A 12,440-nucleotide genomic window follows, 5' to 3' on the forward strand; every position below is an offset into this window, starting at 1 on the left:
GTCGTTTTGCAGGAAAATGCCTACTGCACAAACTCGTCCGGGTGGACTATCCTGTAACGGCTCAAATGATACTCGGATTGGATCGCCATGCCGCGCTCTCTGAACACATCGCTCGTGAGGCTCAAATCCTCGGGCATTCGCCGCATCAACGCTCTTGCAGCCCAGCACCCAGGTTGCATCGCGCTTGCCCTTGGCGAGCCCGAGTTCGATACGCCGCAGGAAATTCGCGACGAGGTGACTCGCGCCCTCCAGCGCGGTGAGACCCATTATCCGCCCAATAACGGAACCCCGTTCTTGCGCAGGAGCATCAGCGAGTATATGTCTGCCCAGGGTTTTGATTACGCCCCGGACAATGTCATCGTGACCGATGGCGCCACCGAGGCGCTGCATGCGACCTTGCTCGCGATGCTCGAGCCCAACGACGAGGTCATCATCCCTACGCCTGCCTTTGGCCTGTACGAATCCATCGTGCGCGTGAACCATGCCTTCCCGGTCTTTCTGGACACGGCGCGTGCGGATTTCCAGATTGATGAGGATGCCCTACGCGACCGCGTGACGCCGGCGACCAAGGCCATTGTCATTTGCTCGCCCAACAATCCCACCGGTTGCATCTTCAATGCGGCTTCGCTCGATGCCGTGGCGCGTGTCGCTGCCGAGACGGGTATCTACGTGATTTGCGACGATGTGTACAACCGCTTGGTATACACAGACGGTTACGAGCGTTTTGCGCTGCGCCATCCGGAGCTGCGCGAGCAGACCGTGGTGGTCGATAGCTTCTCCAAGCCCTGGGCCATGACCGGTTGGCGTATCGGTTGGCTTGCCGCCGACCCTTCGCTTGCCGTGCAAATCGCGAAAGCGCATCAGTACATGGTGTCGTCTGCTGTCTCGTTCGAGATGCCGGCGGCAGCGGTTGCGCTCTCGGTGGACCCCGCTCCCATGCTCGAGACGTATCGTGCTCGTCGCGCACGCGTCCTCGCAGCGCTCGAGAAGATGGGCCTTTCGGTGGTGGAGCCCGCCGGCGCCTTTTACGTCTTCCCTTCCATCAAGGGCACGGGCCTGACATCTGAACAGTTTTGCGCTCGGGCCATCGAGGAAGCTGGCGTGGGCCTGGTCCCCGGTTCATGCTTTGGCAGCGAGGGGTACGTGCGTCTTTCTTACTGCGTTTCCGACGAAGACCTTGACGAGGGCCTGCGCCGCCTGGATCGCTTCGTGGCAGGACTGTAGCTAGTCGAGTGGGTCTAGCCCTGCCTGTCCGCGCCCGGGCACTGCGGTTTGGCTAGATTCCGCACGCAAAGAAACGTCCAGTGGACGTTTCGTCTTGCGCAGGACTTAACCGAAGCCAAATCGCAGCGGCCGGGCGCGGGCAGGCAGGGCGTCCCGGTGGAGATGCGCTCCGCTCTTGTCCTCTTTGTGCGCAACTCGTGTGCATGGTTGACTCTTTTGGAGTACCTCGCCATACTAACGAAAGTTCACGCACGAATCCGCTGCCAGAGACAGCCGGTGCTGCGGCGCGCAAGCGTCAAGGCTTAATGGGAGATCCCGCCAGCCGAGGTGGTCGAGCAGATATGTCTTCTCGCCCCCGTCGCTCTTATGCAGCGCGGGGGCTTTTCTTTTTCTGACATGCCCCCGTCACGTCTTATTTGGCGGGTCCGTGCCCGGAAAAAGAAACAAGGAGGTGTATTTCATGCCACAGCAGTACAAGATCGACAAGGTTGCCGAGATCGAGTCTTGCATCGAGCAGAACGCTGGTCTGTTTGTCGTTTCCTACAACGGCCTGACCGTTATGCAGGCTCAGGAGCTCCGTCACGCGCTTCGCGAGTGCGGCGCCCAGATGAAGGTCTACAAGAACAACCTTGCCAAGATCGCTCTCAAGAACCAGGAGCAGCCCGAGATCGACGAGCTTCTCGCCGGCCCCAACGCTTATGTGTTCTACGAGACCGAGCCCGTGGAGGCCGCTAAGGCCCTCAAGACGTTCGCCGAGAAGTCCAAGGGCGTCCTTGAGATCAAGGGCGGTATCTCCGACGGTAAGGCCGTCACTGCCGATGAGGTCAAGGCTATCGCCGAGCTTCCCACCAAAGATCAGCTCCTCGGTCAGCTCGCCGGTCTTATCAGCGGTTTCGCTCGCGACATCGCTGTCTGCGTCAACGGCGTTTCCTCTGGTCTCGCTCGTTCGATCCAGCAGGTTTCCGAGCAGAAGGCAGCCTAGTTTGGCCTGCCCTCGTCTGCGGCGGCAACGCCGCACCCCTGATGCGCCTGCGCATCGCTTCATAACAGATCTCCGTGCATAACGCACGGAAACCGAAAGGACTTAGAAATGGCTAAGCTTACCACCGATGAGATCATCGATGCTCTTAAGGAAATGACCCTTCTCGAGGCTTCCGAGCTCGTCAAGGCTATCGAGGACACCTTTGGCGTTTCCGCCGCTGCTCCTGCTGCCGTTGTCGCCGCTCCTGCTGCTGGCGCTGCTGAGGCCGAGGAGAAGACCGAGTTTGACGTCGTGCTCGAGGGCTTCGGCGACAACAAGATCGCTGTCATCAAGGTCGTCCGCGAGCTCACCAGCCTTGGCCTGAAGGAGGCCAAGGAGGTCGTCGAGTCCGCTCCCAAGGCCGTCCTCGAGGGCGCCAAGAAGGAGGACGCCGAGGCTGCCAAGGAGAAGCTCGAGGCTGCTGGCGCTGCTGTCACCCTCAAGTAACTTCTGCTCCCACCGAGCATGTAGTTTCGTCGCCACTGTGTGACATGGGCGGGGCTCGCATTACGCGGGCCCCGCTTTTTTATTGGGCAAAACACCTTTAAAGGTCGAAACTTTCGCGTACTTTGTTTGTCCTGCAGACGATAGGGGAGCATGCAAAGGTTCGCGGTGGGCTGTACCTGCGGTTTGATTTCTCGCACTTAGAGTGGATTCCCTGCGGTTTTCACTTGCTTTCGCTGCGCGTGCACGCGCGATGCGCTAACCTTTTGCGGATATTCGCGCGCCTGTATGGCGCTGCTGCGAAAGGATTCCGTCTATTCATGAAGGCCATCATCCCCGCTGCGGGCCTCGGCACCCGCTTCTTGCCCGGCACGAAGTGCACTCCCAAGGAGATGCTGCCGGTCCTCGATAAGCCCGTCATCCAGTACGTCGTCGAGGAGGCACTCGACCCCGAGGAAGTCGACGGTGTCATCATCGTCACCTCTCCGGGAAAGCCCGAGCTGCTGAGCTACTTCCAGCCCGATCGCTCCCTCGAGAACCTGCTGCGCGAGCGCGGAAAAGCCGAGTATGCCGATGCCGTTGCCAACGCTGGCAACATGCCGGTCGACTTCCGCTATCAGTATGAGCCCAAGGGCCTGGGCCATGCCATCCGCTCTGCTGCCGACGCTGTTGCGGGCGAGAACTTCCTTGTTTTGCTGGGCGACTACGTGGTGCCCAATCGCGACATCTGCAACAAGATGCTTTCGGTCTCTGCCGAGCACGGTGGCGCTTCCGTTATTGCTGTCGCTGCCTGCGCCCCTGATGAGGTTTCGCGCTATGGCGTGATCGCGGGCGACCGCGTGGGCTCGCTTGAGGGCTGCGAAGACGTGGCCGACGCCGAGCCGGGTGCTGTTTGGCGCATCGGCGGATTGGTGGAGAAGCCTGCTCCCGAGGCGGCTCCTTCCAACCTCTACATCGTGGGCCGCTATCTGCTGAGCCCGCTCGTTATGGATCTTTTGGCCGATCAGCAGGCCGGCAAGGGCGGCGAGATTCAGCTCACCGACGCCATGGCGCGCAGCCTTGACCGTGAGGCCATGTACGCCGTCGTGATCGATCCGCTTTCGGGCTACGACACCGGCACGCCTTCTGGCTGGATGGCGACAAATGCCCTTATGGCGGCAACCGACCCTCGCTTTGCCGATGCTTTCTGGGACGCTATCGACGAGCGCGGAGGCCTGACGCGCTAGATACGTGACCTGGCGCGCTCCAATAGATAGATTCGATATGCGAACGGGATCGCCTTGGCGGTCCCGTTTTTCGTTCGCCGAATAAGCCTTGCCATGCGAAGCCAAAAAAGCGTTCATCAGAAACCCATGAACATATGTTCGATATAATAGGTTCTACCTGCACATTTAATAGATAACTTTTTTGCTACTCTAAAGAGCCCCATGAGTCAAGACTTTTCTTGCTCAACGGGAGTCTCCTGGTAAACTAATAGGTTGCGATAACTGGCACGATGCTGTGCCGATCAACCGCGTTCCCGCGAAGGAGGAAACACCTGGTGCAGAACACTACCCAAGCCGTTACGGCAACAGAACGCACCCGCGTCAACTTCGGGAAGATTCCCGAGGCCATGGAACTGCCCAACCTCATTTCCGTTCAGAAGCAGTCCTTCCAGCGTTTTATGGATGAGGGCCTGCGCGAGGCCTTCAAGGAGTCGAGCCCTATCCAGAGCTCCAATCACGTCCTTGAGGTCACGTTTGGCGAGCATCAGTTTGGCGACCCCGCCCACACCGTGGAGGAGTGCCGCGAGAAGGATATGACCTACCAGGCGCCGCTTTTGACCGACGTCCGTCTTACCAACAAGGAGACCGGCGAGATCAAAGAGCAGCTCGTCTTCATGGGTGACTTCCCCATGATGACCGATCAGGGCACCTTCATCATCAACGGCACCGAGCGCATCGTCGTCTCCCAGCTGGTCCGCTCCCCGGGCGTGTACTACAGCTCCGAGATGGATGGCGGCAAGCAGGTCTACAAGGCGCAGATCATCCCTGCCCGCGGCGCCTGGCTCGAGTTCGAGGTCGACAAGCGCGACCAGCTCGTGGTTTCCATCGACCGTAAGCGCAAGCAGTCTGCCACCATGTTCCTGCGCGCCTTGGGTATCGCTGTGACCAACGACGATATCTACGAGCTGCTGGGTGACTCCGACGTCATCAAGCGCACCATCGAGCGCGATACCGCCCTTACTCGCGAGGACGCCCTCATCGAGATCTACCGTCGCCTGCGTCCGGGCGAGCCTCCTACCGTGGATGCTTCCCGCAGCCTGCTCGAGGGCCTGCTGTTCAACCCGCAGCGCTACGACCTTGCTCGCGTTGGCCGCTATAAAGTCGACAAGAAGCTCGGTCTGGACACCACCGAGGATGTCACCGTCCTTACCGACGAGGACATCGTTGCCACCCTTCGCTACCTGCTGTCCCTTGCCGCAGGCGAGCACGGCTTCAAGACCGACGACATCGACCACTTTGGCAACCGCCGCATCCGTACCGTGGGCGAGCTCGTCGCCAACCAGTTCCGTATCGGCATGAGCCGTATGGAGCGCGTCGTGCGCGAGCGCATGAGCTCTCAAGATATCGACGAGATCACCCCGCAGTCGCTCATCAACATCCGCCCGATCGTGGCCGCTATCAAGGAGTTCTTCGGCTCCTCGCAGCTGTCCCAGTTCATGGACCAGGCAAACCCGCTGACGGGTCTGACCCACAAGCGTCGTCTGTCCGCACTCGGCCCTGGTGGTCTTGCCGGTCACAAGTCTGGTTCCAGCCGCCGTACCAACGTGCCTACCGCCGTCCGCGACGTTCACAATTCGCACTACTCCCGTATGTGCCCCATCGAGACCCCCGAAGGCCCCAACATCGGCCTGATCGGCTCGCTGGCGCTCTATGCTCGCGTGAACGAGTACGGCTTCATCGAGGCTCCGTACCGCCAGGTGCACAACGGCCAGGTTACCGACATCATCGACTGGATGACCGCCGATGAGGAAGAGAACCACATCATCGCGCCCGCCAACACCCCGATCGACCCCGTCACCAACGAGTTCGTGACCACCGACGCCGAGGGCAACCTTGTGCGCCCTCACACGATCATCGCCCGTACGCGCGACTTCGACGGCTCCTTCGGCGCCCCGGCAGACGTTCCCACCGACGACGTGGACTACATGGATGTTTCGCCGCGCCAGATGATCTCGGTCGCAGCTACCCTCATTCCGTTCCTTGAGCACGACGACGCCAAGCGTACCCTCATGGGTGCAAACATGCAGCGTCAGGCTGTGCCCCTGCTGCACCCCGTCGCTCCGTACGTGGGCACGGGCATGGAGCACCGTGCCGCCGTGGACTCCGGCGAGGTCACGCTGGCCAAGCACGCCGGTGAGGTCATGTTTGCCGACGCCTCCAAGATCATCATCAAGTCCGACGCCGGCATGGATGAGTACCACCTGCCCAAGTATCAGCGCTCCAACCAGTCCACCTGCATCAACCACCGCCCGCTCGTGCGCGTGGGTGATACGGTTGTGGAGAAGCAGCCCATCGCCGACGGTCCTTCCACCGATCACGCCGAGCTCGCCCTCGGCCAGAACCTCACCGTGGCTTATATGCCGTGGGAAGGCTTCAACTACGAGGACGGTATCGTCGTTTCTGAGCGCCTGGTCTCCGAGGACCTGCTGACCTCCATCAACATCTCCCGCCACGAGATCGACGCTCGCGACACCAAGCTCGGTCCCGAGGAGATCACCCGTGAGATCCCGAACCTCTCCGAGGACATGCTTGCGAACCTTGACGAGGACGGCATCATCCGCATTGGCGCCGAGGTGGGCCCTGGCGACATCCTGGTTGGCAAGGTCACGCCCAAGGGCGAAAGTGCCCTTACCGCCGAGGAGCGCCTGCTGCGCGCCATCTTCGGTGCTAAGGCCCATGACGTTCGCGACACTTCCCTCAAGATGCCTCACGGCTCTTACGGTCGCGTCATCGACGTCGTTCGCTTCTCGCGCGAGAACGGCGACGACCTGGCCCCCGGCGTGAACGAGCAGGTGCGCGTCTACGTCGCTCAGCGCCGTAAGATTCAGCAGGGCGACAAGATCGCCGGTCGCCACGGCAACAAGGGCGTTATCTGCGAGGTCCTGCCCGTGGAGGACATGCCCTACATGGCCGACGGCACCCCCATCGACGTTATCCTCAACCCGCTGGGCGTCCCCTCCCGTATGAACGTGGGCCAGCTGCTCGAGTGCCACCTTGGCTGGGCTGCAGCCTGCGGTTGGGATCCCGATTCCGACGATTCCGACAAGTACGTCCCCGGTCCGTTCTTCACTGCAACGCCCGTCTTTGATGGCGCCAAGGAGGACGAGATCGCCGAGGTCATCCGTCGTGCCAACAAGAACATGGTCAACCTTGCCCGTGAGCGCTACGGCGAGCACATGCGCACCGAGTTCGTGACGCAGCTCGACGAGCGCGGCAAGACCAAGCTCTACGACGGCCGTTCGGGCGAGGAGTTCCGCGAGCCCATCACCGTGGGTACGTCTTACATGCTCAAGCTCGGCCACATGGTCGACGACAAGATCCATGCTCGTTCCACGGGCCCGTACAGTCTCGTCACCCAGCAGCCGCTCGGCGGTAAGGCCCAGTTCGGCGGCCAGCGCTTCGGCGAGATGGAGGTCTGGGCGCTCTACGCGTACGGTGCCTCCAACGTCCTGCAGGAGATCCTCACCGTCAAGTCCGACGATACCGTAGGCCGCGTCAAGACCTACGAGTCCATCGTCAAGGGTGAGAATGTCCCCGTGGCGGGCATCCCCGAGTCCTTCAAGGTTCTCGTCAAGGAGATTCGCTCCCTGGCCCTCGACATCGAGCCCCTGCGCGACGAGGAGCCCAAGCCTGCGGCCGCTCCCGTTGCCGAGGACGATATCGACCTTGCAAACGATGACGCCGACACCTCTCTGGATGCGCTCGACGCTCAGATCGATGAGCTCGCCGCACCTGCGACTGATAAGGAGTAGTTGACTGTGGCAGATTTCGAAGCTACTGATTTTGATGCGGTAAAGATCTCGCTTGCCTCCGCCGACCAGATTCGTTCCTGGTCTCACGGTGAGGTCAAGAAGCCCGAGACCATCAACTACCGTACCCTCAAGCCCGAGAAGGACGGCCTGTTCTGCGAGAAGATCTTCGGTCCCGCCAAGGACTGGGAGTGCTCCTGCGGCAAGTACAAGGGCATTCGCTTCAAGGGCATCGTCTGCGAGCGCTGCGGCGTCGAGGTCACCTCGGCCAAGGTGCGCCGCGATCGCATGGGCCACATCGAGCTCGCTGCTCCCGTGTCCCACATCTGGTACTTCAAGAGCCCCACGAGCTTCCCGATGAGCCGTCTTCTGGACATCAAGTCCAAGGACCTGGAGAAGGTTTTGTACTTCGCCAGCTACATCGTGACCTCTGTGGACTATGAGGCCCGTGACGCCGACGCCGACGACCTACGCGAGGAGCTCGCCGCCGATCTGGAAGAGATCGATGCCGAGTGCGCTCGCCAGATCGAGTCTCTCAAGGAGCAGGGCAATCCCGAGAACTTCGACGAGTTCTCCGACGAGGAGCCCCTTTCCGCCGACGAGATCGCCGCTGGCATCGTTGACATCGAGGAGGAGTGCAAGGACGAGAAGCAGCTGCGCTCCGACGCCTTCCAGGCCTTCATGCAGCTCTCTGAGCGCGACCTCATCTCCGATGAGCCGCTGTTCCGTGAGATGAAGCGCTACTACTCCATGTACTTCAAGGGCGATATGGGCGCCGAGGCCATCCGTGACCTCCTCGCCGCTATCGACCTGCCCAGCGAGGCCGAGAAGCTGAAGGCCATCATCGCCGATACCGATGGCCAGAAGCAGAAGCGCGAGAAGGCCGTCAAGCGCCTCGAGGTTGTGGACGCCTTTCTTAAGGGCCACAACGACCCCGCCAACATGATCCTTGACGTCATCCCCGTCATTCCGCCCGATCTGCGCCCGATGGTCCAGCTCGACGGTGGCCGCTTTGCCGCTTCCGACCTCAACGACCTGTATCGTCGCGTGATCAACCGCAACAACCGTCTGAAGCGCCTGCTCGACCTCGATGCTCCTGCAATCATCGTGAACAACGAGAAGCGCATGCTCCAGGAGGCCGTCGACGCACTGTTCGATAACGGCCGTCGTGGTCGCCCGGTCTCCGGCCGTGGCGGACGCCCGCTCAAGTCGCTCGCCGAGGCCCTCAAGGGCAAGCAGGGCCGCTTCCGTCAGAACCTGCTGGGCAAGCGTGTTGACTACTCCGGCCGTTCGGTTATCGTTACCGACCCCAAGCTGCTGCTGCATCAGTGCGGCCTGCCCAAGACCATGGCGCTCGAGCTCTTCAAGCCGTTTGTCATGAAGCGTCTGGTGGAGCTTGGCAAGGTCGAGAACATCAAGGGCGCCAAGCGTGCCATCGAGCGCGGTGCCACTTTTGTGTGGGACATCCTCGAAGAGGTCATCGACGGCCGTCTGGTCCTGCTCAACCGTGCACCGACCCTGCACCGCCTGTCGATCCAGGCGTTCGAGCCCGTCCTCGTTGAGGGCAAGGCAATCCACCTGCATCCGCTGGTCTGCTCGCCGTTCAACGCCGACTTCGACGGCGACCAGATGTCTGTGCACGTGCCGCTGTCGCTTCAGGCTCAGGCTGAGGCCCGCGTGCTCATGCTCTCTGCCAACAACCTGCGCTCGCCGGCATCTGGCAAGCCGGTCAACATCCCGTCGCAGGACATGATCATCGGTGTGTACTACCTCACGCTCGCTCGCGACGGCATGCCCGGCGAGGGCCACGTCTTCGCTAACTTCGAGGACGCTCTTGCGGCCTATGACGCTCGTACCGAGGTTGACCTTCAGGCCAAGATCCAGGTGCGCGTGTCCTCCAAGGACGCCAACGTTGTCACCGAGGACGGCCAGCGCATCTTCCGCGTCAAGAACGGCAAGAACGAGGTTGTCGATTACGACGTGACCGGTTCCAAGACGGCTCGTTTCGAGACGTCCATCGGCCGTATCATCTTCAACCGTCAGTGCCTGCCCAGCGACTACGAGTACATGAACTACAAGATGGTCAAGGGCGATGTCGCCAAGCTCGTTGCCAACTGCTGCGACCGTTATCCGCAGGCTCAGGTGGCACCGATCCTCGACGCCATCAAGTTCGCTGGCTTCCACTTCGCTACTCGTGCAGGCCTTACCATCTCTTTGTGGGACGCCCTCATCCCTGAGGAGAAGCCCCAGATCCTGGCCGAGGCCCAGTCGCGTGTCGACCAAATCAACGAGTACTTTGAGGAAGGCTTCATCAACGAGCAGGAGCGCCACACCGAGGTCGTCAACGAGTGGACCGCCGCTACCGACGATGTCGCTGCCAAGATGCTCGGCCTCTTTGACGAAGAGAACCCAATCTACATGATGGCCGACTCCGGCGCCCGTGGTTCTAAGACCCAGCTGCGTCAGCTCGGCGGTATGCGCGGCCTTATGGCCGACATGTCCGGCGAGACCATCGACCTTCCCATTAAGGCCAACTTCCGCGAGGGCCTGCTTCCGCTCGAGTACTTCATTTCCACCTACGGCGCCCGTAAGGGCCTGGTCGACACCGCGTCGCATACTTCCGACTCGGGTTACCTCACCCGTCGTCTGGTCGACGTGGCGCAGGACGTTATCGTTCGCGAGGAGGACTGCGGTACTACCGAGGGCGTGAGCTACAACCTCATCATCCCCGGCACCGACGACATCAACGCCGACCTCGTTGGCCGTTGCTACTCCGATGACGTCGTGGCTCCCGATGGCACCGTTCTCTTTGAGAAGGATGCCTACATCGAGAGCGTCGCCGATCTTCAGAAGATGATCGACGCCGGCCTCAAGAAGGTTAAGCTGCGCGCGCTGCTTACCTGCCGTTCCAAGTACGGCGTGTGCCAGAAGTGCTACGGCTGGGATCTTTCCACCCGTCGTCCGGTTGCCATCGGCACCGCGGTGGGCATCATCGCTGCACAGTCCATCGGCGAGCCTGGTACGCAGCTGACGATGCGTACCATTCACTCCGGCGGCGTCGCCGGCGTCGACGACATTACGCAGGGTCTGCCGACCGTTGGCCGTATGTTCGACGTCGTTGGTAACGTCAATGAGAAGATTCTGGGCCGCGAGGCCGACCTCGCCCCGGTCTCTGGCTTTATGGCTATTAAGCCCGAGAAGTCCGAGTACGTGATCACCATCGCCGATAGCGACGATCACAGCCGTATCCTCGATGAGCGCCGCGTGCCCGCATCCGTTCGCTTCATGCCCGGTATCGAGGACGGTTGCACCGTCCGTGCCGGTGACCAGATCACCAAGGGCTTCGTGAACTTCCGCAACCTGCGTAAGCTCACCGATATCGAGACGACGATGCACACCTTCGTCGAGAACGTCAAGGATGTCTACACCTCCCAGGGCGTCGACCTGAACGACAAGCACATCGAGGTCATCGCACGTCAGATGCTGCGCCGCGTTCAGATCACCAACCCGGGTGACTCCAAGTACCTGCTTGGTCAGTACGTGGACCGCTACGAGTTTGCCGACGAGGTCGAGCGCGTTGCCCGCATCGGTGGCGCAGCACCGGCTGCCGAGCCCGCGATCCTCGGTACGCTGAAGGTCGCCTCGAGCATCGACTCCTGGCTCTCCAGCGCATCGTTCATCCGTACCGCCGGCGTCCTTACCGAGGCCGCTATCGAGGGCAAGGTCGATCACCTGCTCGATCTGAAGTCCAACGTCATCGTTGGTAAGAAGATCCCCGCAGGCACCGGCCTCAAGCCCTACGACAAGGCTGCGCTTACGTATCGCACTGCCGACGGCTATGTGAATATCGACGGTCCGGCGTCGCCGATGGCAAAGGTCCTGCCCGAGTGGGCTCCCAGTGAGCTCAAGAACCTGGACGAGCAGCTCCCGCAGCAGCTCGACTGGACCGGCTACGACGACTTCAACGGTGGCGACGGCTCGCTGACCCGCAACGGTCGCACTATCTCTGCCGAGGATGCTCGCCTGTACCTCTTTGACGACCTGGGTGTGTCCCAGCGCTGGACCAACAAGTTCAGCGAGGTTGGCATCGAGACCGTGGGCGACCTCATGGGTAAGTCTGAGGAGGACTTGCTTCGCATCGACGGTATTGGCGCCAAGGCGATCGAGGAGCTGCGTGACGGCCTTGAGGCCCACAACCTGCTCTACATCCTCGACAGCACCAACGACGACGTGGCCGACGAAGAGGACCTTTCGCAGCTGCTGCAGATGGTCTTTAGCCCCGATGGCCCCGATGACATCCTGCTGGGCACCAGCGCTCCGCGCCATCACTTCGACTCCGATGAGGAGATGCTTGGCGCACCTGCTGCCGAGAAGAAGGAGTCCGGTTCTGGCGTCATCAACGAGGACATGGCCTCGCTTGATGAGCTGCTCAACCAGCTGGTCGATGGTGGCGACGAGGACGAGTCCGAGGACGACGAGTAATCGCTAGCCAAGGCAACCTTGCATGACAAAGGGCCGCTCCCCAAAAGGGGAGCGGCCCTTTTGCTGTTTGAAGGAGGAGTTGAATGTGGCTGCGTCACAAACTTGTGTAGGCTTTGCGGAAAAGTAGGAATTTTAGGATACGCCCGGCGGCGTGGTGTGTTGACAGCGCAGGTTCAGGCTCGTATTCTCATGAACTGCGTGTTTCGTAGGGGGATGCTGACCCCTCGATTCAAGCCGTTGCACAAGTATAAAGCT

6 protein-coding genes are annotated in these 12,440 nt (G+C 61.1%); all 6 read left to right on the forward strand.

Features of this window, described 5'->3' with window-relative positions:
* Positions 1 to 87: 87 nt before the first annotated feature.
* The 6 genes from HF320_RS02375 (at position 88) to HF320_RS02400 (ending at position 12,185) form a co-directional block, all read left to right on the forward strand.
* Positions 88 to 1,224 carry a pyridoxal phosphate-dependent aminotransferase gene (locus HF320_RS02375; RefSeq protein ID WP_169276886.1) on the forward strand — a complete coding sequence of 379 codons (1,137 nt, stop codon included), beginning with the start codon at positions 88 to 90 and terminating at the stop codon, positions 1,222 to 1,224.
* Positions 1,225 to 1,684: 460 nt separating this feature from the next.
* Positions 1,685 to 2,206 (forward strand): 50S ribosomal protein L10, encoded by a 522-nt coding sequence (gene rplJ, locus HF320_RS02380; RefSeq protein ID WP_022386578.1) that lies wholly within the window; start codon positions 1,685 to 1,687, stop codon positions 2,204 to 2,206.
* 108 nt (positions 2,207 to 2,314) lie between these two features.
* The gene (rplL, locus tag HF320_RS02385; RefSeq protein ID WP_022386577.1) at positions 2,315 to 2,692 is read left to right on the forward strand and encodes a 50S ribosomal protein L7/L12; all 378 of its coding nucleotides are present in this window, start codon (positions 2,315 to 2,317) and stop codon (positions 2,690 to 2,692) included.
* 317 nt (positions 2,693 to 3,009) lie between these two features.
* A complete protein-coding gene (locus tag HF320_RS02390) occupies positions 3,010 to 3,915 on the forward strand; it encodes a UTP--glucose-1-phosphate uridylyltransferase (protein ID WP_169276887.1) in 906 nt (301 codons plus the stop codon).
* A gap of 269 nt (positions 3,916 to 4,184) precedes the next feature.
* On the forward strand, positions 4,185 to 7,706 hold the full coding sequence (gene rpoB, locus HF320_RS02395) for a DNA-directed RNA polymerase subunit beta (protein ID WP_169276888.1): 3,522 nt from the start codon (positions 4,185 to 4,187) through the stop codon (positions 7,704 to 7,706).
* Positions 7,707 to 7,712: 6 nt separating this feature from the next.
* On the forward strand, positions 7,713 to 12,185 hold the full coding sequence (locus HF320_RS02400; RefSeq protein WP_349290688.1) for a DNA-directed RNA polymerase subunit beta': 4,473 nt from the start codon (positions 7,713 to 7,715) through the stop codon (positions 12,183 to 12,185).
* The last annotated feature ends 255 nt before the right edge of the window (positions 12,186 to 12,440 follow it).

Source organism: Collinsella acetigenes (assembly GCF_012844445.1).
Taxonomy (GTDB): domain Bacteria; phylum Actinomycetota; class Coriobacteriia; order Coriobacteriales; family Coriobacteriaceae; genus Collinsella; species Collinsella acetigenes.